The sequence below is a fragment of the Lysinibacillus sp. NPDC098008 genome (assembly GCF_044760715.1).
GTDB lineage: Bacteria > Bacillota > Bacilli > Bacillales_A > Planococcaceae > Lysinibacillus.
Genome location: NZ_JBIWBA010000006.1, coordinates 47,672 through 74,130, shown reverse-complemented (window position 1 = coordinate 74,130; position 26,459 = coordinate 47,672). Strand labels below are relative to the sequence as shown.

Here is a 26,459-nt window from a genome sequence, read left to right as displayed (position 1 = left end):
TTTTTACACAACATCTCTGCCTTTTTGATTGATTATTTTTGTGTAATGCGCTCGAAAAATGCGATGGTTTTATCTATGTCTGTTACATGAGCATTGCACGTTTGGCTATCTGCACAAATGTAATTGCTGTGGTTGGTATAGGTCCCTACAGCTTGCCCTTTAACGGAAGTGGTAAAGAGCCCTACATCTGAATGGCGATTACAGACAGCACAAATCCCACGAATTGTATTGTTGGAGAATGTGCCTTTAATGGCTTTAAACTGTCCATCCTGCTCAAGCACCACATATTTACGATGTGTGCCAGGGTCATCCCAAGCTAAATAGCAAATTTGAGAGAAGTCAAGCTCCTCCAGCTTTGGTAGCTTGAGCTTTTTCTCTTTTTTAAATAAGCTTTTTAGCGTGCTGACTGTAAGAGGCGTGAACGGCATAACGTAGGGCTTAATCTGCGCTAAAAATGCCTCACCTTGTGCGCGATCTGTCACGGTAAATAGCTGTTCAATAAGCTTTGTTTCCTCTGTGGAAAGGGCTAATTTTGTCGTAATTTCATGGTCCACAAGACCACGTACAGCTAAAATTACGTTTTGATCCTTTGTCGTTGTTAATGCATGTAAAATTTTATTTAATTGCTGCTCAAGTAAATGATAGTTAGCAACCGTTAAGAACGGCTGAATTGTTTGGTTGTCCATTTGAAATCTCTCCTGTAATGTAGGCTTTTTTGTGCATTTGGCCTAAAGAGATCCTTCAATGTATATTTTATAGACCTCTTTGACCAGAAGAGGTAGTTCTAGAGCAGGCATTACAAGTGAATGCGTTCAAATTGATTCCTCCTTAAAAGAAAACGATTGGTATAGATACCTATAGATATATTAACATGAAAAAAACGATGCTGTGCGGAAAAAGACATAAAAAAATATATCTAAGCAAAGTAAATTCTAGCTTGCTTATTTTTTTATGAATTTTAATAACTGAAAATAACAAATATGAAGGCTTATTCTAATAAATAGGTCTTATTATTTTAGTTAATTTGTAATAAAAGTAATTATATAGTATTATAATACTGGTTTATTTTTTGAATTTTATGTGAAAGGTTTGATAATATTGCCATTTGTTGAAACGGAGTATTTAGGAAAACCAGGAGAATCTGGTGAAAAAAAAGTTTGGGATTCAATTAAACAAGCTTATCGTGAGAAAGAAAAGGTTGATAAATGTCTAGCTTACTGGCGCTATCCTTTATTCACAAATGTTGGTCAAACACGTAAAGAGCCTGATATCTTGATTGCAGATAAAGATAATGGAATTATAATTATTGAGGTAAAATCAATAACTATTCATCAACTTGTGGCAGTTAACGGTCATTTATGGGAATATAAAGATTTTTATGAACATACAGGAAATCCTTATCAGCAAGCAGAAAATCAATTATTTTCCCTTCTTGGTATCTTTGATCGTGAAGCAGCGATTCGTAGGAAAATTAGTGGTAAAGTTTTGATTGCACTGCCTAATATTTCTGAAGAGGAATGGATTTCTCATGGTTTTGACCGTCTGCCTAGTGTGCCTCCTATTATTTTTAATAATGACTTAGGGCGTGCTACACTTCTAGCAAAAATAGAAAATACTATTAATATTCAAAAAGGTGAAGAAATTAATGATGAGCACTGGAAAATGATACTATCCATTTTAAGTGGCTCACCAATTTATAGAAAAGAAATTACTGTAGCACAAAGTGATATTACAACTCGTTTGGGTGTTGTGAATTCACTTAGTGAAAAACTTTCTGAAATGGATATTCAACAAGAAAATATTGGGAAAACTATTCCGTCTGGACCACAACGTATCCGTGGAATTGCAGGGTCTGGTAAATCCGTTCTACTTTGTCAAAAAGCAGCGCATATGCATTTAAAGCATCCAGATTGGGATATTGCACTTGTATTCTATTCAAGAAGTTTATACGAAGAAGTTGTGAGTCAAGTGGATAAGTGGTTAAGACACTTTAGTAATGGTGATGTATGTTATAACAAAGAAGTAGGAAAAAAATTGAAAATTCTTCATTCGTGGGGAGGAAAAAGTAAACAGGGGTTCTATAGTTATATTTGCGACGTGCACGGTGAAAGAAAATTAACTGTAAACGATGCTAAGGATCAGGGAATCAGAGGAACGGGAGATTCCTTAGGCTATATATGTACACAATTTTTAAAAAGTGTGCCAGAAGTTACACCTTTATTTGATGCAGTTTTAATTGACGAAGGTCAAGATTTTATGGTGAGCGATGCCTATAAGTTTGAAGATAAACAACCATTCTATTGGCTTGCATATCAAGTATTACGTCCAGTTGATAAAACTGATCCTACCAATCGTAGACTTATTTGGGCATATGACGAAAGTCAAAGTCTTGATAATCTAGTTGTTCCAACAGCTCGTGAGCTCTTTGGAAATGCTCCTGAGTTTAAGCAGTTTGTTTCTGGTATACATAAAGGTGGTATTAGAAAAAGTGAAATTATGCATCGCTGCTATCGTACACCGGGACCTATTCTAACAGCTGCACATGCTATTGGTATGGGTCTATTACGTCCAGATGGTATGCTGCGAGGTATTACAAATAAAGATGATTGGAAAAATATTGGTTATGAAGTATTAGAAGGGAACTTCCGTCAAGGAGAAAAAATAGTGTTACAACGCCCTAGTAAAAACTCTCCTAATCTTGTTCCAAAGGTTTGGAATAATCCGGTATTGGAATTTAAAACGTATATCTCAAGAAATGAAGAACTTCAAGCTCTTGCGACAGAAATTAAAAATAATTTACAAAAAGATTATTTAAAGGCTTCAAAAAATATTTTAGTCATTGTATTAGGCGAAGCTTGGGAAGCATCTGATCTCCAAAAAGAGGTAGCAAAAGTATTAATGCAACATCAAATTGATATTTATATACCTGCTGAAAGTGGTAAAAATATTTTGGACACTTTGAATTGGAAGAATAAAAAGCCAGATCAATTTTGGGAAGAAGGGGCTGTAACGATTTCACTTGTCCCACGTGCTAAAGGAAATGAAGCACATATGGTTTATGTAGTAGGTGCTGATTTAGTGGCTAGTAATGAAGGAAATATACAATTACGCAATCAACTGTTTGTTGGCTTGACACGCTCAAAAGGTTGGGCTAAATTATCGGGTATTAGTCATTATGATATGTATGATGAAATAAATCATGTAATCGACAGCGGTGATACATTTGAATTTACCTTTAAACGTGCACCGTTACAAAATATTAATGAAGATATTGAGGAAACTGTATTTGCATAAAAACCGTAACAGTGACCTTTAAATACAATAGAAACAGGTTTTAGCAAGCAAAATATGCAATGTTATTGCGAACTAGCAGCTTGAAAAAATTTAACGAACCTACTCTTAAAGAAGCTTTAACGAGTAGGTTCTTTTAGTTACCTAAAAATAAAGGCTTTAAATATATCGTTATTTACGATATAATCGCTTGGAGCGATATATTAAAGGAGCTAAAGCGATGATTAATGAGATTAATAGTTATTTTACGACGATATTTTATCATCTCCATACAACACATGAGGATGTGATTTCCCACCAAAGTGTGCGTATTTTACAGATGATTCAAAAGGAAGATGAGGTGACGGTGCGTGCGATTGCGGGGTTATTAAATATTTCACACAATACAGCGTCTGAGCATGTCAAAAAGCTAGAGCGTCATGGCTGGGTGCAGAAGGAGCGCGCCGCCGAGGACCAACGCAAGGTGCTGCTTTATTTAACAGCAGAGGGGCAGCGGGTGCTGAAGAAAAATACTGAATTGGATGATACGAAGCTACAGGCTGCTCTTGATCGTTTAACGGAGCAGGAGCAACAGGCAATTTTGCAGGCATTTCAGCGTCTAAGCGAGGTGGCAAAATAATGTATATGCTAGTGAAAATTATCAGCTCGGCAGCCATTATTGGGGTTGTAACAGAGATTGCGCGTAGATTTCCGACCTACGGAGGCATTATTGCTGCATTGCCATTAGTGAGTATTTTAAGTATTATTTGGCTGACGGTGCAAAGTGAGTCGAGCGAGCATATTCAACGCTTTACAGTAGGCGTTATTGTTGGTTTACCAGCTACGATGTTTATGCTGTTTGTAATCTATATGGCAATGAAGTCCTCCATGCATCTTGTGTTCGCCATTGGCTTAGGTATTTTATCGTGGGCAGTGTTTTTAGGCATTCAAAAAGTGATTGCAGGGGTTTTTCATATTTCAATGTAAGGAGCTAACGGATGACAATACAAACAATTCAACAAGTTCCTCAGCAAAAGGTGCTACAGTTTTTTACAACCCATTGGGGAAGTAGTGAAATGGTTATTTCTACGGGCATCTATGACTGTAGTCAGCTTGAGGGCTTTATTTATAGTAATGAACAGCAAGAGATTATTGGCTTAGTCACGTATAGCATTTGCGAAAAGGATTGTGAGATTATTTCGCTGGATAGTGTAGAAGCGGGTAAGGGAATTGGTGCTATGCTTGTGCAGGCTGTTGAGCGACAGGCGTTAAAGCAGGGCTGTACAAGCGTATCACTTATTACAACGAATGATAATTTACATGCGCTAAAATTTTATCAAAAGCGTGGCTATTATCTTGTCGAAATTTTGCCGAATGCAGTCGAGCGGGCAAGAGCCTATAAGCCCTCCATCCCGCTTATTGGCAATGATGGTATTCCGATACGAGATGAACTACGTTTACAAAAACAGCTTGACTTGCGATAAGTTGGGCTGTTTTTTTGTTATACTGAACAAGAGGAGGTTGCTATGAAAAAAATAGTATTTGCATTATTATTAAGTGTGCTTATCGCTGGGGTGTTATTTTTATTTTATTTAAAAAGTAATCCACCGCTGAAGCTGGAAAGCTATATGACAAGGCAGGACAATGAGGCAGTCACGATTATTGCGCTAGATAATAAAGGCTTGCGTGATATTCAACTGAAGCAGGTGCTTGTTAATGATAAGCCACCTGAACGCGTGGAGCTTGTGATTAGTAAGGCTGAGCCATTTGAGGTCGAAACAAAGCTGGAGGGGAATCAACATATCTCCTTTCGGAAATTAACGCAAGTTGCGCTATTGCCGCGACAATACATAGACCCCAAAGCTCTTGGTCAACAGCCACAGCATTATGCGATTCAAGTCACAGCTTCGCATATGAAGAAAATCACTATTCAATATGAGTATTTACATATACCATTTACATTAACAGCCGAGCTTCAACCTGCCCAGCAGGATTGAAAGTAATGATACAAGATTAGGAGGGACTATCCAATGAAAAAATGGATTTTTCCAATTGTGCTGCTGCTGATGCTAGCAGCTTGCCAAAGCCCTCAGCAGGAAGTGCATTATATCGCTAAAAGCAAACATTGGAAGGCGGTATACCATAGTAATACAGAGGAAGGCTTACACTTATTTTATCTTGGCGATCACCATAATTTAGGTCCTTTAGTGATTACGGTGGAAGGAACGAAGGAAGCGATCAATGTGGCGGATGTTCAAGTAAATCAAGAGGGCTATTATGCTTTTACGAAAAAGGAAAGTGCTAAGCTGTTTAAACATGATGCCAAGCCAACGATTGAGATCGAGTGGCAATCCAATCGTGAAACATTAGAAGTGAAAAATCAATCGTAAAAAAAGAAAGCTTGCTTTGAACAATTAATTGTCAAGGCAAGCTTTTTAAGTTATTAAAAATACAGCTACTAAAATGAATGACATACACATACAGTAAATTAAGATGCCTTTGAATATTTATTTAATAGGACATCCAGTTCCTGGCTATAATCTACCACAGTAGGGTGGGTGAAACCAAGGTCTTTTGCTTTTTTATACATAATTCTTCGTTTGATTTCGATTTCTGCCTTCAAGAATTTTTTTAGTAATAAGTTTACCACAATATTTTCCTCCTATATTTTCCCGATACTCTTGCACGAAATTCCCTTGACCTCGATTCAACTTTTTCATTGTATCTCAATGTTCGTGAAAAAAATGTCACATTGTGTACGGCAGGTGAATTTCGTCATATAGTCTTAGATAAGAATATAGACCCTTATTAGGCATAAGGAGGAAAGTGAATAATAGCGCAAGATACAGCCATATTTTGACTATTTTGAGTATGTAGAATAGTCAAAAAAATTGTATCTTTTTTACTATGAAGAAAATAGTTAGGAATGATTAGAATTATGAATCGCGCTAGTGTTTTGTCATATTTTATCAAATTAGCTTCGATTATGTTTAGAAATAGAGGATTTTATTTGCTAAAGTATAAGAAATCGAAAGTTTACGAGAAGGGGAGAGGCTAATGCGTACAACCTATTTTCAGCAATTACAACAGCACTTACCAGAAGAGGAGCAGCTACAATTACAGCGAGCGCTTGGGGCAACAGCTCAACAACTTCAAAGCTTGCTTGCTATTTTTCCAAATTGCCCACAATCCTTGCTGGAGCTGTTACAGGATGTGAACGGTACATACTATTGCAAGCATGGCGACGAAACGCTTTGTGTCCTTGTGCTAGGCTCTGACTTAGGGGACTATCCGTATTATTTAAAGTCAGTTGAGCAAATCGTGGCAGATTATCATAATGAGCATGAAAGCATTGCTGAGCGCTATCAAGATTATTTAGAATATGTGGAAGTAGATGATAAAATCGCTATGGATGTGCCATTGAATAAGCGCTTATGCTTTGCGGACTGCATGAATAATGGTGGCACGTCGAGCCTGTATATTGATTTTTCGCCGAATAAAGGTGGGCAAATGGGGCAAGTCATACGCTATGTCCATGACCCTGATAGCTTTGAGGTCATTGCTTCGTCCTTTGAAGAATACTTACAGCAGCTAATGGCAGAGGATTATGAATTTGCAGCTATTTACGAGGAGGAATTCGAATGACCATGCTGCTCATGTTCTATAACCTCCAGCTTGTTGGGGCATAACGGTATGTTATTTGTGCGCACTATGATTGTCCCATGGTAGCGCAAAAAGAAATAGACTTTTATTGAAATTTTTAGTAGGATGTAGGTAGAGGCATGTCAAAATGCACTTTATGCAACAATCACAATCCACATCTATGCAAAAAAGACATTCTGCAATGAGAATGTCTTTTAATGTTGCACGTCTATATTAGGTGAAGATTATAGTTTCACTACATTCGTTGCTTGAGGTCCACGGCTACCTTCTTCTACACCGAATTCAACCTTTTGGCCTTCTTCTAATGTTTTGAAGCCATCTGCTTGGATTGCTGAGAAATGTACGAATACATCGTTGCCACCTTCCACTGCGATGAAGCCGAAGCCTTTTTCTGCGTTAAACCATTTTACTGTTCCTTGTGTCATTTGTAAACACCCTCCCAAAAAAATTCAACAATCAATTACTTCAATAGCAATTTGAATCTGTGTTTCTTCATCGTAGCACTTGAAGGAATATAATCATTTCCTCTATTATAATACATCTTCACTAATATATCCAGTAAATTCCGCTTTTAGTAAGAAAAATATATACTGCTACATGCTGACTAGTGAATCCAAGCCTTTTCCTTCGCGACAATAACAGCCTCTGCACGTGATTCCACATTCAGCTTAATAAAGAGCTTCGATAAATAGTTTTCCACCGTGCGCTGTGTAACGCCTAGTGCTGAGGCAATGGCTTTATTTGTACAGCCTTGCGCAACAAGCTGTAAAATTTCCTGCTCCTTATCGCTTAATAGCACCTCCTGCTGCACATTTGGTAAATGCGTGCGCCGCTGGATAAAATCTAAAAAATCGGCTGATAGTAAAATTTCACCACGAAAGGCTGCCTGAATCGTTTGAATAACCTGCTCCTTTGTGGCAAGCTTGGACAATAAGCCATCAATTTTTTTCTCAATTAATAGCTCATAATAATCCGATAGCTCATAGCCTGTATAAAGGATAATTAATGCCTCTGGCTGCTTTTTCTTAATCATTTCGGATAGCTGGATGCCATTGATTGGCTTCATATTAATATCAATTAAAAATAGCTGAAAGGCTTCTGATTCCATTCTTGTTAGCACCGCACCGCTATCCTGCTCCGTCTTAATATGGACATTTGTTAAATCCTGTAACAATGTTTTTGTACCATCTAACACGACAGGATGGTCATCGATAATCAGTATATTCATCATATAAATCCTCGTCCTCCTGTATTTGAATAAAAATATGCATTCCTTCATTGCGATTGGATTCAATCGTGATCGTCCCGTTAAAAGCACGAACACGCTCCCGAATACCGTTAATGCCCATTGAGGCAGAGGATTGCATTAAATGCTCAATATCGCAGCCAACACCATTATCATCATACTGCAATGTAAAGCCATGTGGGATTGCTTGTAATTGCAAGGACACCTCTGTTGCTTCGGCATGCTTAATCGCATTATTAAGTAGCTCCTGCACAAGTCGGTAAACAACTAAATGCAATGTGGCATCCTGAAAGTGTACACGCTCTATTTGCGTAGTTAATAAAAAATCAGCACGTATTTTTACTTTTTGAATTAATTTTTTTAATGCCATTTGTAGCCCAAATGTATCCAAAAGAGGGGGGCTTAAGTTTTCACAATACTCCCGCAAGTCCTTCGAGGCATTTAATAGCTGCTCCCGAATTGCCAGCACGCGTTCCTTTTTAATGGTAGCGGATTCTGCCAGCATATCTAGTTCTCTTGCCAAATGAAGCTGCTCCTGCAAAATGGTATCGTGTAATTCCTGTGCCAAAATGCTTTTTTCCTTCTCAATAATATTCCATAGCAATTTATCAAGCCAAGGCAGTGTAGTGTCATTGGTATTTTTCATATGCTGAATTTCACGCACTAAATCTTCAATTAACTGTAAATTATTAATAAACATAGATACATACAGTGCCAGCAGCTCTAACCATAGCAGCTCTTCTCTTTGTAATGTGTGCCGAATTTCAAGCACAATTTTTTCGTCGCCTGCATCATGTAGCAGTATCTGTGTATAGTTGTCTAGCTGCTGGAAAGAGGCATTGCCCTCTGTAACGGTTAAAATATGAAAGGCGGTTGTGCCAAGCTTTTCGGTGATTTCATATTGAAAGCATTCCAGTAGCTCTTGCTGCGTTTTTGCCTTGCCCATCCGCTGCACGGCTGCATATAAATTATGTACATAATTGCCAGTAGAGGAGAAAATAATTTTCCGATATTTAAAATCAATGCGTTCCTTCATATAAAAGCTTGCCAATATCACCATAAACACTAGCAAAAAAATACTTGTGAGATGGACAATGGATAGCTGCCCCATAAATAAGAGCGCAATGCCCGCTGTAAGCAACAATGCACTAAAAAATGCCAATGTCGAATAATAGCGCAAGCGAGATAATTGGTATTCAATATCAAACAGTCGCTCATTCACCTGAATAAACAAAAAGGAGAAAGGAATAAACAATAAAAACAATGCTGCCACCTCTGCATGTAGCCATGGCTTATGCCCTAAAATTTCAGGTGTCACAAAGAATAATAGAAACGGTAAAAAAGGAACAATAAAGGCAATGGCAATTAAACGCAGCTTTGCCAATTTAGTGCGTAAATAGCTTGTCACTAAAATATAAGTAGCGTAGAGCACAAGCACGGCAAATAAACTTAAGTTTAACAGTGGTATGACTTCTCGCAATGCAGGTATAAATGCTTCTATCAAGTAACAGCAAGGAATAATAGGTGTTAGGAAATAGAGCCATTTACTATGGATAGCTCGCCATTGGATGTTTTGATAACGGAAAAAATGCTGTAAAAAGTGGATAAAAAGCACCATACATAACACAATGCAAATGCCAATAACAAAGCCCCCAACTAAATTGCCTCTGGCTGAAGCACCTGTACTAATATAGGCTAACGAGCATGTTAATAAAAACAAGGTCAATAAAAACATTGGCACATTATTTTTATTGCGCGCATCTAAATACACAGCTACAGCAAAAGCTAAAAGAAAATAAAAGATGGGGAATAAAATTTGTAAATACAATTCTTCTGGAATATCGCGATGCCTTGCTGTCACAGTATGTGTTGTACCATCAGCCTTTTGAATGGTTAAGGTGCGTGCCCCTCGAATAACGCTAGAAAGCTGCACAGATTGATTTTCTAAGGCTGGCTTACCATCAATCATCACCACAATATCGCCTTGTTCAATACGCTGCTGCTGTGCCCATTGTGAATAGTAGGTGTTCTCAATAACAGGCTGTCCACTTGTGGTATCAAGCAGAATACTAACAAAAGGTGTGTGAATCGTAATGCCTAATACATAGATGCCCAGCACTAAATAGAGCGTAAAAATACTATATTTCAATGTTTTCATTGCTAAATCCCCATTTCATTGCCTAACTTATTTCTATTATCGCTAATTCTTGCTAATTTTGGAATACCGAAATGGCGAGTTTCGGAAAACCACTATTGCTTTTTCGGAATAACGAAATAGTTTTTTCGGACAAGGCTATGATAGTGTAAAACAAAGAGCTGTGACGAAAAGGAGGAGTATTGCGTGAAAAATGGCAGTTTAACACTTATTTTGTTATGCTTCATCGCCATTATTGCCAGTCCATTGACCGCAATCGCTAGCACTACAGATCAGGAGAAGGTAAAAGTCGAAATTTGTATGATTGGTAGTGATAATTATTTTGTCTATAAAATCCCAAAGCAGTTACATAAAGATGTGCCCTATCACGAAATGAGCAACAGTATTCAGGCAACCTTAGCCAGCCAGTGGCATATTAAGGATGCACATTATAAAGCAGAGCAGTCAGATGTTGCCTATACGTTTTATATTCAGGATTTATTTCAAAAAAAGCAGGATGGTCAGTTAAAGGTTGCGATTCCCTATCGCATTTTAGTAGGAATGTTTAGCGAGCAGGACCCGATTCAATTGCGAATTTTAGCGAGCAAGCTATCCGATTGGACGGTCAATACGAAGGATTGGGCAACGCTTGGCTTTAAGGAGCCGCTCACATCTTTTAGTGAACGTGAATATATTTATGAGGGAGCTGTGCATGAGCTACTGCATCAACGTGTCGGTCATTTTGATGGGAAAATTCAAAAACAGCAATTTCTCACATATAGTTTTCTATACTTTAGCTTTATAGGGCTACAGCTATTAGCCTGCTTTTTCTTATCGAGAAAATTAAAGCACAAGGTGATTCATAATCCAGAAACAATGCATCATTTCCGCAGGCTGAATTATATGTATCAAATTGTGCCTATCATTATTATTGTAGGACAGGTGATTTTTCTTGTCTTTTCAGGCTTGATTACCGCCTTTAGCCTTTATTTTAGCGCAGGCGTTGATTTACTAATGATGGTTGGGCCGATCTTACTGAATATTATTTTACTGCCAACCTTTTTCGTCACAGCAGAGAGTGAGATTTCACGAGAGCTGAATAATCTTTAACAATGACGTACGAAAAAACGCAATGAAATGGTATAATGGTCAACAGCAAACTTGAGGGAGCTGTTGACAAACAATGACACATCCAGAAATGGCGTACTTACATTTACTACAACATATATTGGAGCATGGTACAAAAAAAGAGGATCGTACAGGCACAGGCACGTACAGCATCTTCGGCTATCAAATGCGCTTTGATTTAAGCAAGGGCTTTCCACTCTTAACAACAAAGCGCGTGCCCTTTAAGCTTGTTGCCAGTGAATTATTATGGTTTATTAAAGGCGATACAAATATTCGTTATTTATTGCAGCATAATAATCATATATGGGACGAATGGGCGTTTAAAAAATGGGTGGAATCTGACGAATATTCAGGGCCTGATATGACGGATTTTGGTCGTCGCTGTTTAGTGGACGAGTCCTTTAATGCCTTATATCAGCAAGAGCTTGCAGCATTTTGTGAGCGCATTTTAACAGACGATGCTTTTGCCGAAAAATATGGTGATCTTGGCAATGTCTATGGCAAGCAATGGCGTCGTTGGACAGATTCAGAGGGGCAGGAAATTGACCAATTACAAGATGTGATTAACCAAATCAAAACAAATCCCGACTCTCGTAGATTAATTGTAAATGCATGGAATCCTGAGGATGTTATCAATGCAGGTGCAAAGGGCAGCAAAGCAGCGCTACCACCATGTCATGTGATGTTCCAGTTTTATGTGGCAGATGGTAAGCTAAGCTGTCAATTAATGCAACGTAGCTTAGATACACTTTTAGGTTGTCCGTTTAATATTGCCTCTTATGCCTTATTAACACATCTTATTGCCCACGAATGTGGCTTAGAGGTGGGCGAGTTTATTCATAGCATTGGGGATGCACATATTTATGCCAATCATCTAGAGCAAGTGAAGGAGCAGCTTTCACGCACGCCGAAAGATTTCCCAACATTGCATATTAATCCAGCAAAAACATCTATTTTTGAAATGGAGCTGGAGGATTTATCGATTGAGGGCTATGATCCGCATCCTGCGATTAAAGCACCCATCGCCGTTTAACAGAAGCAGCAGCCAAAGCGGTTGCTGTTTTTTCAAAAATGCCAAGCCATCAGTAATTGACATAAAAAGTAATAAATGCTTAGATGGATAGTGGGGTTATTTGGAATAATAATAGAGGTGAGAGCTGTGAAAAAAACAATCGTATCTCAGGTAGATCAGCATACAAAACAGCCTTGTCAGCAAATGATTGACCAACGGCAAACGCTTTCTGCCAATACATTCAAATTGTCGCAACAGCAAATTCACGAAATGATGCAAGTGATTGAGGAAATTCGATTAAAAGGCTTTAAAGAAACACTATAAATGAAAGCGCCTTCTAAGCTATAATAGCTGAGGAGGTGTTTTTGGTGAACGTTGTTTTTGTGGATTCTCTTTCTGGACAGGAGCTGCTGCAAATGGTATCACAAGATGTAGCAGGCATTTTAGCGGCAGTTCAAGGGGAAAGTATAACCTTCCCTGTAGGTCATTTTAAATATGAATTTCATAATGTAGATTTTTATGAGGAGGAAGGGCAAATCTGCCAAGAGTTAGTCATTTATGTGAAGCAAATATAGCAGGATGGTCGCACTGTAAGGCGACCATCCTGTTCACTTTATTATGGCTGAACGAGTAGCTGCTCGCTTTTTTCTGTGCCGATATAAAGAGCTTGCTTGCTAAAGGATGCGCTTGGGAAATGCAGTATACCTGAGCCATCATCCTCATGTGTGGCGGAATCCCAAGTGTAGCGCTCACCATTTTTGTCAAATAGCGCGAAATCAGGCTTTTGCGAAGCGTTGCTATAGTAGATGGTTGTTGAAATAGGGGTTGTAACGATGCGTTCAACTGTCAAGCTTTGTCCATCAGCTAGTGTTATAGGCTGCTGAATTGGGTATTCTTTTGTTTGCTGTTGAACGGCTGCCTGTGTTGCCACAACATTGAATGTCCAAGGCTCCTCCAATAGCTGTCCAAACGGCTGTGTACCATTTGGCAACAGCATACGGTTATAGCTTAATTGTATAGATACTTGTGCGGCGTCTACTGGCTGCGGCAGCTTGATTTCACTATAGATGGTAAACATCGCATCATTTTGCTCAATGGACTGTGCGCTATAGCCTACATCGTCAATTGGCTGTCCATCGATAGAAATCGTTGGCAAAAGCTGATGGCGATAGGAAAATGCTTGCTTATCAGCTGGCTGTAATGTTGCGCTGACAAGGATTTTATCGTAGTCAAGCAGTACCTCATTGACCGTTAAAGCACCAAATTGTGTTGTGACGGTTTGACCTACAACATTTTTATAGTCACCCCAATCGACGGCTTTGTCCTGTTTCCATTCCTCCAATAAACTAGCGACAAATGGCATATTGGCAATGGTTTGATGCTGAAAGATAACAATACTAAGCGCTAAAATAGCGACAGTGCCAATGCGATAGCCAAGACGGCGGCGCTTTTTAGGCAATTGCTTAATAATACGGCGCTTTAGTCTTTTGTGCTCTAGCTTTGTCAGGGACTGCTCCTCAAATTCAGTGACATCTATTGTTATATCATTAAAATCCTTATACATACTCATTGCTACACCTCGTCCCTTAAAAATAATGTGCGTAATTTATGACGACTACGTGATAATTTATTATGCACCCATGATGCTTTAGTCTGATAATGCTGGGCAATTTCCTTCGCTGCTAATCCTTCAAAATAGTATTTGTGAAAAATTTCCTGCTCCTTTTGTGGCAATTGCTGAAGGATAGCTTGCCAATCTAGCTCCATGTTTTGCGTTGTTGCAAGCTGCTCAGGTAATTCAACGGTTGGCTGCTGTCGTTCAATTTTTCGTAAGGCATCAATCGCTTTAAATTTAGCAATGACCGCAATCCAGTTTTTAAAGGAATTTTTCGTTGCATCAAAATCGTCAATATGATACCAAATGGCAACAACAATATCAGCCAAACATTCCTCAATTTCCTGTGGTCTGCCGCCAATATATTTGCGTACAATGGCATTTAATAAGCCACCATATTGCTCCAGCAACAATGTCACACCTTGCTCTTGCTTTTGCTGAATTGCTTGAAGTATTTGTTTGTCCATGCTCCACCTCTCTAAACGTTTTCACGAAAATTCCGTTCATAGTTATATTCGTTGCGTGTGCCGAAATCTATCATACTTTCTTTAAAAATAAATAAAGCGTGTTGTCCCAATTTTCTGAAATATCCTCATTTTTTAGCAGATTTCTCACCTTTTCAAGAAAGAATATAAAATGACTGTTTACAATACCTCATTAATTAGCTACTATCAAGGGTGAGTATTACATAAAAGGAGACGACATAATGTCAACACAACGTATAGAAAAAGATTTTTTAGGTGAACGCGTATTACCAGCAGAGGCGTATTATGGGATTCAAACATTACGTGCAACAGAAAACTTCCCAATTACAGGCTACACAATCCATCCAGCATTAATTAAAGCAATGGGTATTGTAAAGAAGGCGGCTGCGCTGAGTAATATGGAGGTTCATCTATTATCAAAGGATATTGGTGAGGCAATTGTCGAAGCAGCACAAGAAGTAATTGATGGCAAATGGAATGCCCAATTTATTGTAGACCCAATCCAAGGTGGGGCAGGCACGTCCATTAATATGAATGCTAATGAAGTGATTGCAAATCGCGCGCTAGAAATTTTAGGGAAAGAAAAGGGCGACTATCAGGCAATTAGCCCAAATAGTCATGTCAATATGTCCCAATCGACAAACGATGCATTTCCAACAGCTATTCATATCGCTGTCTTACATTTAATAGATGAATTACTAGTAACGATGGAAACAATGCAAGCGGTGTTCCATCAAAAAGCAGAGCAATTTGCCCATGTCATTAAAATGGGACGTACCCATTTACAGGATGCTGTGCCTATTCGCCTAGGGCAAGAGTTTGAAGCATATTGCCGTGTGATTAACCGCGATATTGTACGTATTCGTCAAACACGTCCAAACTTATATGATGTGAATATGGGAGCAACGGCTGTTGGTACAGGCTTAAATGCCTTCCCAGATTATATTAAAACAGTGGATGAGCACCTTGCGGAAATTTCTGATTTACCATTAAAAGGGGCGACACATTTAGTGGATGCCACACAAAATACCGATGCCTATACAGAGGTATCAGGGGCATTAAAAATTTGTATGATTAATATGTCTAAAATCGCTAATGACTTACGTTTAATGGCTTCAGGTCCACGCGCAGGCTTGGCAGAAATTATTTTACCAGCACGTCAGCCAGGCTCATCCATTATGCCAGGGAAGGTTAACCCTGTAATGCCAGAGGTGCTGAACCAAGTAGCATTCCAAGTGATTGGCAATGACCATACAATTTCCCTAGCCTCTGAGGCTGGTCAACTAGAGCTAAATGTGATGGAGCCTGTCTTAGTCTTTAATCTTATTCAATCCATTAGCATTATGAACAATGTGTTCCATGCGTTTACAGAAAATTGCTTAAAGGATATTGAGGCAAATGAAGAGCGCATGAAGGAATATGTTGAGAAAAGTGTAGGGGTGCTCACAGCCGTTAACCCACATATCGGCTATGAGGTGGCTGCTCGTCTTGCACGTGAGGCAATTTTAACAGGTCGCTCTATTCGTGAGCTTTGTATTGAAGCAAATGTGTTAACGAGCGAGCAACTGGACTTAATTTTAGACCCATATGAAATGACACACCCAGGCATTGCGGGTTCTAGCATGATGCAACTTAAATAATTTAGCTAGACTGTAGATAGGTCTTTTAGACAATCTACAGTCTTTTTTCTAGCCTATAAATTTTGTCCAGTAGTTTCTTTTGTTTCCTGAGAAAGCAGTGTACGTAGTGATACTGCGGCTTCTTCTGTAAGGGTATAGGGCGTATGTGTATCTGCTGCCGCCATTAAGCTACCTTTTTGCCCCTCTTGCCCTAACCATAGATAATAATGGGATTTCTGCCCCTTTGCCTTGACAAGCTGTAAATCAAATTCAGGTTCCGCAACATCCACAACTCCCTCCTGCTGCACCGCAGTTGTGATGGCATGTTGGAAGACATCCAATGCTGCTTTGTCTGTATAGATTGCAAAAAAATCATCATTCATTTCGCCAAATCCTTGGCTTTTTGAAATGCTCACTTTAGTAAGCTGTCCCTGACCGCAGCCCGTAACGATCACTAGAAGCAGTAATAATAAAAGGATACGCCCCATTGTAGTCATCACCTCACCTTATTATACAATAAACCAGCTGATGCTGTCGTAGGCTTCGTTCCTTTGTAATATAGTAGAAAAAAGGAGGGGACAGATGGGGTTATTTGATGGATTAATCGGCAATGCCAGTGAGGTAAACCTGGAGAAATTACAGGGAGAGGTGGGGGAGCTATTAATCACCAACGAAACAATTCAAAATGCCTATAAAATTATTCGAGATATTTTTATTTTTACAAATAAGCGCTTGATTTTAATTGATAAGCAGGGCGTAACAGGCAAAAAAATTGAATACCATTCGATTCCCTATAAAAACATTCTGCATTTTTCTGTGGAAACAGCAGGCACATTCGATGTAGATGCAGAGCTAAAAATTTGGATTTCAGGCAGCCCACAGCCGCTACAGCGTAGCTTTAATAAGTCCACAAATATTTACAAAGTCCAAAGCGTTTTAGCAGAGTATGTGCTAGGATAGCCTTCTCATAAGTTTAGAAGAGGGCGTTATGGAAAAATTGACTTCTAAATTCCACTCCTCTACAATAAATGCTAATAGGACGAGAATTCCTTCACAACTAAATAGCGTGTAGTAATAGGTGTAAATTGTGTGCAATTTGCTTAAAAGGGAAGTCGGTGTGAGCCCGACACTGTCCCGCAACTGTAAATGTGAGCAACCTTTCAGCAACCACTGTCCTTGGACGGGAAGGAGAAAGGGAGCGATGACCATAAGTCGGGAGACCTGCCTATTACGAGTACACACCGGTAGCCTATGTAGAAAAAGAGCTAGACATGAGCCTGCTCTTTTCCCGTTTTAATGCTTAACGTTAAGCATTAATAATCAATACCAAAAATACAGTTGTCATATGTCCAACGGATGATTTTTTCATCATTGTTCGTTTCATAGAATTGTGATAAAAGTTCATTCCATTTTTCTAGTTTGCTTTCTTCGATGTGCAATACACCGTTGCCATTTAGTAGCATAATATAGTTTGCGGAAATAAGTGCTGTGCGTTTGTTGCCATCCCAGAAAATTTGTGTACGCATAGCATAATACATATACTTTAATGCACGATAAGTAGTAGTCGAAACGCTATCATCCGCTAAAATAGTTTGAATATGTGCTGCCACTTCATCCTCTACAGGGATACTAGGCTGATAATTCACACCATGGATACCTACGTTCCCGTTTCGTACAACTCCCCACGCGAGAGATTCATTGTAAGAAACAAAAGAATTAATCTTTTTTGCCACCTCTAATGTAAAGGGAGCTGTTTCTTTTAAGATGTATTGATAGGCGTTTTTGAGATTTAAAATGACTTGAATGTCGTCTATGCTTACACCGCTAACACTCATACCTTCCACAATGGTCTTTGTTTGGGGGAACGTTGTATTTACTTTTTCTAATCGTGAATTTGCATGTATCAGTTCAACTAACGATTTCTTTAATAGAAACCTTGACTCACGTTCATTTAGATTATATTTGTTATCTATTGAATGCATTATTTTCTATTCAACCCCTTCCTATTTCTGATAGATTTTTTTAGCCTGTTTCGTGCTTTTGTGAGGCTGATAACATTCTTGCTTTTTTCTCGTCTATTAATTCCTGCCGTATAAGAGCCAGTTCTTTGTCTACTTCTGCTTCAATAGATTCCTCCACTGTAACAGCCGTTTCAGCGTGCTTTGCAAAAAGCTGCTGTGCTGTTTCGAGGATAGCTTGACGTACATCCTTATTCAAATCCATATAGCTTTTAATGATGTCCAGCTCCAATTCGGTGAGCTGGTTTTTTTGTGCGTATTCATCAAGTGAAAAAGTAGCAGGCTTAATAAACATTTCACCTTCACCAGTGCGTAGCCAGTTTTCATTGACATTAAAGGCATTAACAAGAAGTCTAATATGTTGTTCCGTGACATTACGAAGCCCCTTTTCAATGTTTGAAACACTAGATTTCGTTAGACCAATACGTTCTCCGAAATCTTCTTGATTTAAGGATAATATCTTTCGTAATTCCTTAATTCGTTCGTTGCTATTCATCTATTTCCCTCCTCTCGTACTTAATATAGCACATCTAAGTTGTGTATGAAAACTTTTTCGTTAGAAAATGATTGACTAAGTTATGTATATATACTGTTGTATATTCATAAGAAACTTATTGAAGCGGAAGGAGTGAGAAGTTGGAGGTAAGAAAAACCATCATCTTTAATCCGATGATGGTATGAGTGATTGGATAAAGGATTGAAGGGTAAGGCGATTTTCTGGTGGGAGCTTGATAAATTTCTCAATGAAGGTTTTATCAAAGTCGATTAGTTTGTATTCGATAGTAAGTTGTTCTAATAGGCTATCATCGCTTTCCACGAACATTTCGCCTGTACGCAACCATTGTTCATTAACATCGAATTCTCGACAAATATCAGAAATTATTCTATCTGTTGCCTCCCTAGCTCCATTCTCTAAAGAAGAATAGGAGGTGGCATGTTGACAAAACAGAATGCTCTGTTCGTCACAGTACGTCAAACGCCCAAAGAAAATGAGAGATTATTCATTTTTAAACGGGATTTTTTGGCGTTGTGTGAACAAGGACGATAAAGCAAAGGATTTCCTCGATATGTAGGGAATCCTTTTTGTTTTGCAAATATGTACGCAAAGGGGATAAAGTATTATATGGATATAGAAATTTGTAAGCAGCCACGGACAGAAACAACTAAAAAGGTGAAAACACGAATGGCTGTAGAGTCGCTGATTGATCAATTATTAGCAACAAAGCTTATTCGCAATGACCGATTTTTTGAGCAAATTTTATATAATAAAGAAATTATATGGCTGCAGAATGGCGATGTGGATGGACATCTTTTTGCAAAGGCAGCGCTAGCAGACCAGCTAAAAACAAAGACAAACGGCTTTATGATGTATATGCCAACAAATCCAATTGTTTATAAGGTGAATGGAGAGCCGTACCATTTACTGACACGCATTGATTCAACGCGCGCCAAGCCGAATCTTGCGCGCCTTTCGCAGGAGCCAAAGCCAGTGCTAAGTGCCGCGCGTGTTAATGATTTATTATGCACGATTGTCATGCGCTTTTATGAAACCTATATTCATGATTTAGCGACAATTCCTTATACCGATCAATTAGTTGCATTTGTGCAGCAGGAGTATAGAGGATTTTTACAAGCCGTTCAAGCGTTGAATGATGTTCATTTTAATTGGCATCCTCGTGGCAACGGCCATAACAAGCTGTTGCAATTAATTGCAGACCTACAAATGATTAAAAGTCATCCGGGCAAGCTCTTAATTGATTTTGCTAATACGCATGACTATATTGTCGTCAAGCCTGCTTATTTGCCAGCAAAGCCAGCACTATAAGCCCAAGCCCTCCAAAAAGCGGAGGGCTTGTTTTCCTATTAGGGAGCGCAGAGGCGAAATACCCGAGCAAGACTATAAAATACCCGCGGAGCAGGAGCGAATACCCGTGTAAGGAGTTAAAATACTCGCGACCAGATGAATATCCGCGAAATCAGAGCAAATACCCGCAGAGCAGGAGCGAATACCTGCGCAAGGAGTTAAAATACTCGCGACCAGATGAATACCCGCGAAATCAGAGCAAATACCTGCGCCAACAGCTAAAATACTTGCGAATCCAGAACAGTCGCCTGTACTACTGGCAATGCATGGCTGCTTGGGCTTGGTCCCATGGCACGGAATAGCCCTTGCCCTTGGCACAAAAAATGCTTGAGGATGTATAGTCAGGGTCAGCGTTTTTATCGTAGCCTATTTGAGCGATAACTTCCTCTGCATTATGGCAAACATCATAGCCATCAAACTGAAGCGACAAGGCTCCTTTGCCATTTGTATAGGCAGCAAAAGTAGTGCTATAGCCCATCAAGGTGGCAACGGGTGCACGTCCTGTTAAAATAGCATCTGTTTCTGTTAAAATAGGGTCATGAAATGTACCAGCCATTTGTTGGATATCTGTCATCATACGACCGATGAAATCCTTGGAAGCCTTCATTTTAAAGCGATAGTAAGGCTCCAGCAAAATATTGTGTGCTTGCTCTAGCCCTTGACGCAATGCCCGGAAGGTTGCCTCGCGAAAATCGCCACCAGATGTATGTTCATTGTGCCCGCGACCTGTTAACAGCGTGAAATGAATATCTGTAACAGGAAAGCCCGTTAATAAGCCGTGATGGTCACGCTCAAATAAATGCTTTTCTACAAGGCGCTGGTTGCCTACCGATAAAGCATCCGCATGGCAGGCATTGCTAAAGGTATTGCCTGTGCCACGCGCATTGGGCTCCATCAATACATGCACCTCTGCATAATGCTTTAATGGCTCAAAATGCCCATAGCCTGTTACTGTATTTGCAATGGTTTCCATATATAAAATTTGCGGAGCGCCAAAGGACACCTCCAGCGAGAAGCGCCTTATCAATACATCAACAAGCACCTCCAACTGAATAATGCCCATAATATGGACATGAATTTCTTGAAATTTTTCCTGCCACACAACACGTAAAGATGGCTCCTCAGCTTCCAGCAGACGAAAAATCTTTAGTACCTCCTTTATATGCTGATCGCCCTTATACTGAACCTTCGCCTGTAAAGTAGGCATAAGCTCATAAGGCTGTGTATATGCCGTACTGCCGATTTGCTCACCAATTGTAGCGGCACTCAGCCCTTTGACAGCGAAAATTTCGCCAGCCTCGACCTGCTGAACCGTATCAAAGCGACTGCCGTTATAAAGACGAATCTCCGTAATTTTTTCGGTAACCTCTCCAACTGTCAATTCATCACGAATATGTAGTGATCCCTGTAAAGCTTTTAGAAAGGTTAAACGCTGATGCCCGTCATGACGAATTTTAAAAACCTCTCCTTGAAACGGTGCATCCTGCTTAAAGTGAGTAGCCGTTAATAGCGGAAGCTGTGCCAATAATTCCTGAATGCCTCTATCCTTTAAGGCAGAGCCTATAAAGCACGGAAAGGCACACTCGTCTTGAATCATCGCCTGTAGCTGTACAAGGCATTGCTCACAATCCAGCGTGTCCTGTAAAAAGGCATCCAGCAATTGCTCATCACGCTCAGCAAGCCACTCCATTATGCTGCTTGATACATAATTGGCTTGCAGCGGTTCATCCACCAAGAGGACATGCTCAGAGCAATCCTTACGAAGCTGTGCCATTACTGCCGCTACATCTGCGCCTTCACGGTCAATTTTATTGATAAAAAAGAAGGTTGGCACATGGTACTTGCGCAGAAGCTGCCAGACGGTTTCGGTATGTCCCTGTACGCCCTCCACAGCGCTGACAATAATAATGGCATAGTCCATCACACGAATGGCACGCTCCATTTCAGGGGAAAAATCGACATGCCCTGGTGTATCAATGAGCGTATATGTATCCTCGCCTAGCGTGAAGCGACCTTGCTCAGCAAATATGGTAATACCGCGCTGTCGCTCCAGCTCGTGATTATCTAAAAAGGTGTCCTGATGATCGACACGCCCTCGTGCTTGAATACTATTTGTATGAAAAAGCACTTGCTCAGAAAAGGTAGTTTTCCCTGCATCTACATGTGCAAGCACGCCAATTGTTTTATACATGATAAATCCTCGTTTCCATTGCTTTTTTCGTTTTGTAATCAAATACTATCATATAATATTCTGCCCTTATGTCGAAATAGTGCTAAGATAAGTATGATTATTTATTTATGCATTGCCATAAAAATATTCTTCTGCTAGTCTATCAATAGTATGAATAATCATAAAACATATTGGTGCAAATAGCATTTGTTATTTGCTTAAAAGGGAAATCGGTGCAATTCCGATGCTGTCCCGCAACTGTAAATGGGGAGTCTATACAATATGCCACTGTAGCATTGAGCTATGGGAAGGCGTATAGATGATGAACCTAAGCCAGGATACCTGCCAATATGGATGGATGAACTACGAACCACGAGGATGGGGATAGTGATAAAGGTTGACGAACCATTTTTTCACTATGCTACTCTCTTGGTGACAAGAGGGGTTTTTTTATGCCTTCTTGCCATTTTTATAGCAAAGGAGAACAGGAACATGACAAAATGGAAAAGTAGTTGGCTTGTGTTAGTCATTGCCCTTGTAGCGATGTTAGCAGCATGTAATACGGAGTCAGCAGAGCAGGAAGAACAAACAGAGCCAGCAGAAGCAGCGGCAACGGAAGTAACGATTGACAATAATGATACAACGCAAACCTATAAGGAAGCACCAACAAAAGCGATTAGCTTAAATCAGCATGTGACAGAAATTATGCTAGCGCTAGGCTTAGAGGATGCTATGGTAGGTACGGCTTACTTAGATGATAAAATTTATGAGCCATTGCAGGAGGCATACGAGAAAGTGCCTGTTCTATCAGACCAATATCCAACAAAGGAGCAGGTCATTGATGTAGAGGCAGACTTTTTATATGGCGGCTGGAAAAGTGCCTTTGGTGAAAAGGGAGTTGGCACACCTGAGGAGCTGGAGGAGCTAGGCATTCATACGTATTTACATACATCTTCGAATATGACAAAGCCAACATTGGAGGATATTTTCACAGATATTCGCAATGTGGCGAAGATTTTCCGTGTGGAGGAGCGCGGAGAGGCATTGATTGAGCAAATGACGAAGGATGTAGATGCTGTTCGTGCGAAATTACCGCAGGAGGGCGAAAATTTACGTGTTTTAGTATTTGATAGTGGTGAAAAGGATGTGTTCACGGCTGGTCAAAACTTTATGAATGAGCTTGTAACCATTGCTGGCGGTCAAAATGTTTTTGGCGATGTGGAATCAGGCTGGACAACTGTATCGAAGGAGGATGCAGTAGACCGAAATCCGGAGGTGGTTGTTGTTATTGATTATGGTGAAACAACAGCCCAACAAAAAATAGACTTCTTAAAAAATGATCCAGCATTAAAGGAAATGGAGGCTGTTCAAAATAATCGTTTCGTTATCCTACCACTATCAGCAGCATCTGAGGGGGTACGTGCAGCAGAGGCGATTGAAATTTTAGCAAAGGGCTTCTACCCTGATAATTTTTAAGAAGGAGCCGCCAGACAAATGAATGCATTTCAGAAAAATATACCTGACCAAACCTTTGAAACATTGAACCGTCAAGGTGACTTTACACGTTTAGTTATTAGCCCAGGTATTATTAATAAGCATTATACACCTGCACAATTTCAAACGATTGCAGAGGTTGTTGGGGAGCAGGGTGCGATTAAGTATTCGACATCCTATAGCCTATTATTAGCCATTCCAACAAGCGATGTAGAGGAAGCGATTCATACGTTACAGCAGGCAGGGCTGTATAGTATGCCTGCGGGAGCAATTGTAGCGATGAAGGCCTGTGATTTTTGCGATGGCGACAAAATGGAGGCAGCGCCAATTACAGAGCAGCTCTATCATACATTGGAGGGCATGACAGTGCCTGCAAGAGTGCGTGTCAATATCAACGGCTGTGCATCTGCCTGCTATAATGCGGTCTATGATGATATTGGACTTGTTTACCAGCAGGAAAGCTTTGATGTCTATTTAGGCGCAGTGCCAATGGGCGCAAAGGCACAGGCAGGCACATTATTTGCCAAAAGGGTAGCAGTGACAAGGATTGAAGCGTTTTTACAGCAGATTATTCAGCTTTATCAGAAGCATGCACGCCCAAATGAGCCCTTTTATAAATTTTACCGCCGAACAAAGTCGGACGATTTTTGGCAGAGCCTAAGCAGGAATAATAATTAGCCTGTCGAAATATTATAAGTGAATACTTATGATAAAGGGGCAAAAAGATGACAGCAAAACAAGGCATTCAACCACAAGACCTATATCACTTAAAATCGGTATCTGCTCCACAGCTATCGCCTGATGGTACAGAGGTTATCTATATAGAAACAGTGATGGATGAAAAGAGCAACGACTATATATCTCATTTATATTATCTTAATTTACAAGCTAAACAGCCACAGCAATGGACATTTGGCGAGGCGAAAACAAGCGCTCCAGCATGGTCACCAGATGGCAGTCATATTGCATTTGTATCTACAAGAACAGGCAAGCCACAAATTTTTGTATTGGCAAAGACAGGCGGGGAGGCAAGGCAAATAACCCATTGTAAGCATGGAGCTACCTCACCTGTCTGGTCGCCATGCAGCAAAAAAATTGCGTTCTCGGTTAAGCTTGGTCAAGAGGATAGCATTCACGATCAGCCTGAAACAGATAAACAGCAGCAGGAGCTAAAGCCGCTGGAAGTGAGTGCTATGAAATATAAATCAGATGCGGCAGGCTTGTTAGATATGGAGCAATTTACGCATATTGCTGTTGCTCATCTTGAAACAGGTGAGCTGGAGCAGCTAACAGCAGGAAACCATCATTTCCACCTTGATACATGGTCGCCAAATGGGCAATACTTGACATATATCGCTGATTTATCAGAGGATCAAGATTTTTCATTTAACAATGATATTTTCTTATTGGATGTAGCGACAAAGCAGACTCAGCAGCTAACAGCAGAAATAGGCACATTTTATCAAACTTCATGGTCACCGAACAGTCGCTATCTTACGTTTCTTGGTAGCAAACGCGAATTTCAAAATGCTACACAAGCAAAGCTATGGCTATATGATGTAGCACAGCAGCAACTGACATGTATAACAAGTGACTTTGATGCGCCGATTGGTGACTTAATGATTGGCGATTTTCTACAGGGCGTTGTAGCCCCTCGTGTGCAATGGCTGGAAGATAATCACAGCTTTTATTTCCAAGTGACAGACCAAGGCAGCACAGCGATTTATTTTGGTAATCTTGCAGGCGAATTATATCCAGCTATTTTGGATGACCAATATGTTTATGGCTTTTCACTGGATGCTAAGCGCGATAAAGCCGTTGTCGCCATTAGCACGCCAACAAATCCCGGCGATTTATTTTATATTAATTTACAAACGGGCGAAAAGGAGCAGCTTACGGCGGTAAATCAGGAGTTTTTACAAGCAAGAGCCTTAGCTGTGCCTGAAGCAATTGAATTTGAAGGGGCAGAGGGCTGGAGCGTTCATGGCTGGCTGATGAAGCCGATTGGCTATCAAGAGGGCAATAAATATCCACTTATTCTAGAAATTCATGGCGGCCCACATGCGATGTATGGCAACAGTTATTTCAATGAATTTCAGATTTTAGCTGCACAGGGCTTTGCTGTGCTATATACAAACCCGCGTGGTAGTCATGGCTATGGGCAAGCATTTGTTGATGCTGTGCGTGGTGATTATGGCGGCAATGATTATCAGGACTTAATGGCAGCGGTGGATTATGCACTGGCACACTTTGATTTTATTGATCCAGCTCGTCTTGGCGTGACAGGTGGTAGCTATGGTGGCTTTATGACGAACTGGATTGTTGGACATACGAAGCGCTTTAAAGCTGCTGTTACCCAACGCTCAATTGCAAACTGGATTAGCTTTTATGGTGTGAGTGATATCGGCTATTATTTTACAGACTGGCAAATTTTTGCGGGGCTAGAGGATATTGATAAGCTATGGCATCATTCACCATTGAAGTATGTAAATGCGATAGAAACACCGTTATTGATTTTACATGGGGAAAACGACTATCGCTGTCCAATTGAGCAGGCAGAGCAATTATTTATTGCCTTAAAGCAGCGCAAAAAAGAAACCAAATTTATTCGCTTCCCAGCAGCTAATCATGAGCTATCGAGAAGTGGTAAACCATCACTAAGAATCCAGCGCCTCACGTATATCCGTGATTGGTTTGTGGATTATTTATAAACAAAAAGGACGTGTTTCAAATGGCTTTTG

Annotated in this window: 28 protein-coding genes and 2 riboswitches; of the genes, 17 read left to right on the top strand and 11 right to left on the bottom strand. The window is 39.9% G+C overall.

Features of this window, described 5'->3' with window-relative positions:
• Positions 1-32: 32 nt before the first annotated feature.
• Positions 33-686 (bottom strand): FusB/FusC family EF-G-binding protein, encoded by a 654-nt coding sequence (locus ACIQVU_RS08480; RefSeq protein WP_340805652.1) that lies wholly within the window; start codon positions 684-686, stop codon positions 33-35.
• Between the two features lie 412 nt (positions 687-1,098).
• Here ACIQVU_RS08480 and ACIQVU_RS08475 point away from each other — a divergent pair, with 412 nt between their 5' ends.
• The 6 genes from ACIQVU_RS08475 to ACIQVU_RS08450 all read left to right on the top strand — a co-directional run bounded on the left by ACIQVU_RS08475 (position 1,099) and on the right by ACIQVU_RS08450 (position 5,660).
• Positions 1,099-3,294, top strand: a complete 2,196-nt coding sequence (locus ACIQVU_RS08475) for a DEAD/DEAH box helicase (RefSeq protein ID WP_340805654.1) — start codon at positions 1,099-1,101, stop codon at positions 3,292-3,294.
• Between the two features lie 217 nt (positions 3,295-3,511).
• The gene (locus tag ACIQVU_RS08470) at positions 3,512-3,910 is read left to right on the top strand and encodes a MarR family winged helix-turn-helix transcriptional regulator (RefSeq protein WP_340805656.1); all 399 of its coding nucleotides are present in this window, start codon (positions 3,512-3,514) and stop codon (positions 3,908-3,910) included.
• A complete protein-coding gene (locus ACIQVU_RS08465; RefSeq protein WP_340805657.1) occupies positions 3,910-4,257 on the top strand; it encodes a DUF3147 family protein in 348 nt (115 codons plus the stop codon). The genes ACIQVU_RS08470 and ACIQVU_RS08465 overlap by 1 nt, the downstream gene beginning before the upstream one ends.
• An 11-nt stretch (positions 4,258-4,268) precedes the next feature.
• Positions 4,269-4,754, top strand: coding sequence for a GNAT family N-acetyltransferase (locus ACIQVU_RS08460; RefSeq protein ID WP_402894922.1), 486 nt, complete (start codon positions 4,269-4,271; stop codon positions 4,752-4,754).
• A 42-nt stretch (positions 4,755-4,796) separates the two neighbouring features.
• On the top strand, positions 4,797-5,267 hold the full coding sequence (locus ACIQVU_RS08455; protein WP_340805659.1) for a hypothetical protein: 471 nt from the start codon (positions 4,797-4,799) through the stop codon (positions 5,265-5,267).
• A 33-nt stretch (positions 5,268-5,300) separates the two neighbouring features.
• The gene (locus ACIQVU_RS08450) at positions 5,301-5,660 is read left to right on the top strand and encodes a membrane lipoprotein lipid attachment site-containing protein (RefSeq protein ID WP_402894919.1); all 360 of its coding nucleotides are present in this window, start codon (positions 5,301-5,303) and stop codon (positions 5,658-5,660) included.
• A 98-nt stretch (positions 5,661-5,758) separates the two neighbouring features.
• On the opposite strand, the gene ACIQVU_RS08445 is transcribed toward ACIQVU_RS08450, so the two are convergent.
• On the bottom strand, positions 5,759-5,920 hold the full coding sequence (locus ACIQVU_RS08445) for a Spo0E family sporulation regulatory protein-aspartic acid phosphatase (RefSeq protein ID WP_340805661.1): 162 nt from the start codon (positions 5,918-5,920) through the stop codon (positions 5,759-5,761).
• 407 nt (positions 5,921-6,327) lie between these two features.
• Here ACIQVU_RS08445 and ACIQVU_RS08440 point away from each other — a divergent pair, with 407 nt between their 5' ends.
• The gene (locus ACIQVU_RS08440) at positions 6,328-6,915 is read left to right on the top strand and encodes an SMI1/KNR4 family protein (protein ID WP_340805663.1); all 588 of its coding nucleotides are present in this window, start codon (positions 6,328-6,330) and stop codon (positions 6,913-6,915) included.
• Between the two features lie 242 nt (positions 6,916-7,157).
• On the opposite strand, the gene ACIQVU_RS08435 is transcribed toward ACIQVU_RS08440, so the two are convergent.
• The 3 genes from ACIQVU_RS08435 to ACIQVU_RS08425 all read right to left on the bottom strand — a co-directional run bounded on the left by ACIQVU_RS08435 (position 7,158) and on the right by ACIQVU_RS08425 (position 10,337).
• Complete coding sequence (locus ACIQVU_RS08435) at positions 7,158-7,358, bottom strand: cold-shock protein (RefSeq protein ID WP_274797030.1); 201 nt, start codon at positions 7,356-7,358, stop codon at positions 7,158-7,160.
• Between the two features lie 179 nt (positions 7,359-7,537).
• The gene (locus ACIQVU_RS08430; protein WP_340805665.1) at positions 7,538-8,164 is read right to left on the bottom strand and encodes a response regulator; all 627 of its coding nucleotides are present in this window, start codon (positions 8,162-8,164) and stop codon (positions 7,538-7,540) included.
• Positions 8,139-10,337, bottom strand: a complete 2,199-nt coding sequence (locus ACIQVU_RS08425) for an ATP-binding protein (protein WP_340805666.1) — start codon at positions 10,335-10,337, stop codon at positions 8,139-8,141. Before ACIQVU_RS08425 ends, ACIQVU_RS08430 begins: the two co-directional genes overlap by 26 nt.
• Before the next feature lie 183 nt (positions 10,338-10,520).
• On the opposite strand from ACIQVU_RS08425, the gene ACIQVU_RS08420 reads away from it, so the two are divergent.
• The 4 genes from ACIQVU_RS08420 (at position 10,521) to ACIQVU_RS08405 (ending at position 13,028) form a co-directional block, all read left to right on the top strand.
• On the top strand, positions 10,521-11,423 hold the full coding sequence (locus ACIQVU_RS08420) for a hypothetical protein (protein WP_402894913.1): 903 nt from the start codon (positions 10,521-10,523) through the stop codon (positions 11,421-11,423).
• Between the two features lie 73 nt (positions 11,424-11,496).
• Complete coding sequence (locus tag ACIQVU_RS08415; RefSeq protein ID WP_340805669.1) at positions 11,497-12,474, top strand: thymidylate synthase; 978 nt, start codon at positions 11,497-11,499, stop codon at positions 12,472-12,474.
• Positions 12,475-12,600: 126 nt separating this feature from the next.
• Entirely contained in the window at positions 12,601-12,777 is a 177-nt protein-coding gene (locus tag ACIQVU_RS08410; protein WP_340805671.1) for a hypothetical protein, read from the top strand.
• A 44-nt stretch (positions 12,778-12,821) separates the two neighbouring features.
• Entirely contained in the window at positions 12,822-13,028 is a 207-nt protein-coding gene (locus ACIQVU_RS08405; RefSeq protein WP_340805672.1) for a thymidylate synthase, read from the top strand.
• 41 nt (positions 13,029-13,069) lie between these two features.
• Here the strand turns inward: ACIQVU_RS08405 and ACIQVU_RS08400 are convergent, their stop codons facing one another.
• Both ACIQVU_RS08400 and ACIQVU_RS08395 read right to left on the bottom strand, forming a co-directional pair.
• Complete coding sequence (locus ACIQVU_RS08400) at positions 13,070-14,023, bottom strand: DUF5643 domain-containing protein (RefSeq protein WP_340805674.1); 954 nt, start codon at positions 14,021-14,023, stop codon at positions 13,070-13,072.
• A 2-nt stretch (positions 14,024-14,025) separates the two neighbouring features.
• Positions 14,026-14,535 carry a sigma-70 family RNA polymerase sigma factor gene (locus tag ACIQVU_RS08395; RefSeq protein ID WP_340805676.1) on the bottom strand — a complete coding sequence of 170 codons (510 nt, stop codon included), beginning with the start codon at positions 14,533-14,535 and terminating at the stop codon, positions 14,026-14,028.
• 239 nt (positions 14,536-14,774) lie between these two features.
• On the opposite strand from ACIQVU_RS08395, the gene aspA reads away from it, so the two are divergent.
• Positions 14,775-16,193, top strand: a complete 1,419-nt coding sequence (gene aspA / locus ACIQVU_RS08390) for an aspartate ammonia-lyase (RefSeq protein WP_340805677.1) — start codon at positions 14,775-14,777, stop codon at positions 16,191-16,193.
• A gap of 53 nt (positions 16,194-16,246) precedes the next feature.
• Here the strand turns inward: aspA and ACIQVU_RS08385 are convergent, their stop codons facing one another.
• On the bottom strand, positions 16,247-16,660 hold the full coding sequence (locus tag ACIQVU_RS08385) for a YhfM domain-containing protein (RefSeq protein WP_402894907.1): 414 nt from the start codon (positions 16,658-16,660) through the stop codon (positions 16,247-16,249).
• 94 nt (positions 16,661-16,754) lie between these two features.
• Between ACIQVU_RS08385 and ACIQVU_RS08380 the strand changes: the two genes are divergently transcribed.
• Positions 16,755-17,132: a PH domain-containing protein gene (locus ACIQVU_RS08380; protein ID WP_402894904.1), complete on the top strand. Its 378-nt coding sequence runs from the start codon at positions 16,755-16,757 to the stop codon at positions 17,130-17,132.
• A 99-nt stretch (positions 17,133-17,231) separates the two neighbouring features.
• A riboswitch (cobalamin riboswitch) is annotated at positions 17,232-17,415 on the top strand.
• A gap of 70 nt (positions 17,416-17,485) precedes the next feature.
• Here ACIQVU_RS08380 and ACIQVU_RS08375 read toward each other — a convergent pair.
• Both ACIQVU_RS08375 and ACIQVU_RS08370 read right to left on the bottom strand, forming a co-directional pair.
• Positions 17,486-18,154, bottom strand: coding sequence for a Fic family protein (locus ACIQVU_RS08375; RefSeq protein ID WP_340805680.1), 669 nt, complete (start codon positions 18,152-18,154; stop codon positions 17,486-17,488).
• 40 nt (positions 18,155-18,194) lie between these two features.
• Positions 18,195-18,686, bottom strand: a complete 492-nt coding sequence (locus tag ACIQVU_RS08370; RefSeq protein WP_340805682.1) for a helix-turn-helix domain-containing protein — start codon at positions 18,684-18,686, stop codon at positions 18,195-18,197.
• A gap of 627 nt (positions 18,687-19,313) precedes the next feature.
• Here ACIQVU_RS08370 and ACIQVU_RS08365 point away from each other — a divergent pair.
• The gene (locus ACIQVU_RS08365; RefSeq protein ID WP_402894901.1) at positions 19,314-20,015 is read left to right on the top strand and encodes a hypothetical protein; all 702 of its coding nucleotides are present in this window, start codon (positions 19,314-19,316) and stop codon (positions 20,013-20,015) included.
• Positions 20,016-20,307: 292 nt separating this feature from the next.
• On the opposite strand, the gene ACIQVU_RS08360 is transcribed toward ACIQVU_RS08365, so the two are convergent.
• Entirely contained in the window at positions 20,308-22,245 is a 1,938-nt protein-coding gene (locus ACIQVU_RS08360; RefSeq protein ID WP_402894898.1) for a GTP-binding protein, read from the bottom strand.
• Positions 22,246-22,399: 154 nt separating this feature from the next.
• Positions 22,400-22,588, top strand: a riboswitch (cobalamin riboswitch).
• Positions 22,589-22,716: 128 nt separating this feature from the next.
• Here ACIQVU_RS08360 and ACIQVU_RS08355 point away from each other — a divergent pair.
• From ACIQVU_RS08355 to ACIQVU_RS08345, 3 genes are read left to right on the top strand one after another with little or no spacing between them, the layout of a single operon-like run.
• Positions 22,717-23,700, top strand: coding sequence for an ABC transporter substrate-binding protein (locus tag ACIQVU_RS08355; RefSeq protein WP_402894895.1), 984 nt, complete (start codon positions 22,717-22,719; stop codon positions 23,698-23,700).
• Between the two features lie 18 nt (positions 23,701-23,718).
• Complete coding sequence (locus tag ACIQVU_RS08350; RefSeq protein ID WP_340805687.1) at positions 23,719-24,396, top strand: precorrin-3B methylase; 678 nt, start codon at positions 23,719-23,721, stop codon at positions 24,394-24,396.
• A 47-nt stretch (positions 24,397-24,443) separates the two neighbouring features.
• On the top strand, positions 24,444-26,429 hold the full coding sequence (locus ACIQVU_RS08345; protein ID WP_340805688.1) for a S9 family peptidase: 1,986 nt from the start codon (positions 24,444-24,446) through the stop codon (positions 26,427-26,429).
• The last annotated feature ends 30 nt before the right edge of the window (positions 26,430-26,459 follow it).

Excerpts from the sequence above, each read along its gene's own strand:
- ACIQVU_RS08480 (WP_340805652.1), bottom strand. The coding sequence starts at position 686 with ATGGACAACCAAACAATTCAGCCGTTCTTAACGGTTGCTAACTATCAT.
- ACIQVU_RS08470 (WP_340805656.1), top strand. The coding sequence starts at position 3,512 with ATGATTAATGAGATTAATAGTTATTTTACGACGATATTTTATCATCTC.
- ACIQVU_RS08465 (WP_340805657.1), top strand. The coding sequence starts at position 3,910 with ATGTATATGCTAGTGAAAATTATCAGCTCGGCAGCCATTATTGGGGTT.
- ACIQVU_RS08460 (WP_402894922.1), top strand. The coding sequence starts at position 4,269 with ATGACAATACAAACAATTCAACAAGTTCCTCAGCAAAAGGTGCTACAG.
- ACIQVU_RS08455 (WP_340805659.1), top strand. The coding sequence starts at position 4,797 with ATGAAAAAAATAGTATTTGCATTATTATTAAGTGTGCTTATCGCTGGG.
- ACIQVU_RS08450 (WP_402894919.1), top strand. The coding sequence starts at position 5,301 with ATGAAAAAATGGATTTTTCCAATTGTGCTGCTGCTGATGCTAGCAGCT.
- ACIQVU_RS08440 (WP_340805663.1), top strand. The coding sequence starts at position 6,328 with ATGCGTACAACCTATTTTCAGCAATTACAACAGCACTTACCAGAAGAG.
- ACIQVU_RS08435 (WP_274797030.1), bottom strand. The coding sequence starts at position 7,358 with ATGACACAAGGAACAGTAAAATGGTTTAACGCAGAAAAAGGCTTCGGC.
- ACIQVU_RS08430 (WP_340805665.1), bottom strand. The coding sequence starts at position 8,164 with ATGATGAATATACTGATTATCGATGACCATCCTGTCGTGTTAGATGGT.
- ACIQVU_RS08425 (WP_340805666.1), bottom strand. The coding sequence starts at position 10,337 with ATGAAAACATTGAAATATAGTATTTTTACGCTCTATTTAGTGCTGGGC.
- ACIQVU_RS08415 (WP_340805669.1), top strand. The coding sequence starts at position 11,497 with ATGACACATCCAGAAATGGCGTACTTACATTTACTACAACATATATTG.
- ACIQVU_RS08400 (WP_340805674.1), bottom strand. The coding sequence starts at position 14,023 with ATGAGTATGTATAAGGATTTTAATGATATAACAATAGATGTCACTGAA.
- ACIQVU_RS08395 (WP_340805676.1), bottom strand. The coding sequence starts at position 14,535 with ATGGACAAACAAATACTTCAAGCAATTCAGCAAAAGCAAGAGCAAGGT.
- aspA (WP_340805677.1), top strand. The coding sequence starts at position 14,775 with ATGTCAACACAACGTATAGAAAAAGATTTTTTAGGTGAACGCGTATTA.
- ACIQVU_RS08385 (WP_402894907.1), bottom strand. The coding sequence starts at position 16,660 with ATGGGGCGTATCCTTTTATTATTACTGCTTCTAGTGATCGTTACGGGC.
- ACIQVU_RS08380 (WP_402894904.1), top strand. The coding sequence starts at position 16,755 with ATGGGGTTATTTGATGGATTAATCGGCAATGCCAGTGAGGTAAACCTG.
- ACIQVU_RS08375 (WP_340805680.1), bottom strand. The coding sequence starts at position 18,154 with ATGCATTCAATAGATAACAAATATAATCTAAATGAACGTGAGTCAAGG.
- ACIQVU_RS08370 (WP_340805682.1), bottom strand. The coding sequence starts at position 18,686 with ATGAATAGCAACGAACGAATTAAGGAATTACGAAAGATATTATCCTTA.
- ACIQVU_RS08365 (WP_402894901.1), top strand. The coding sequence starts at position 19,314 with ATGGATATAGAAATTTGTAAGCAGCCACGGACAGAAACAACTAAAAAG.
- ACIQVU_RS08360 (WP_402894898.1), bottom strand. The coding sequence starts at position 22,245 with ATGTATAAAACAATTGGCGTGCTTGCACATGTAGATGCAGGGAAAACT.
- ACIQVU_RS08355 (WP_402894895.1), top strand. The coding sequence starts at position 22,717 with ATGACAAAATGGAAAAGTAGTTGGCTTGTGTTAGTCATTGCCCTTGTA.
- ACIQVU_RS08350 (WP_340805687.1), top strand. The coding sequence starts at position 23,719 with ATGAATGCATTTCAGAAAAATATACCTGACCAAACCTTTGAAACATTG.
- ACIQVU_RS08345 (WP_340805688.1), top strand. The coding sequence starts at position 24,444 with ATGACAGCAAAACAAGGCATTCAACCACAAGACCTATATCACTTAAAA.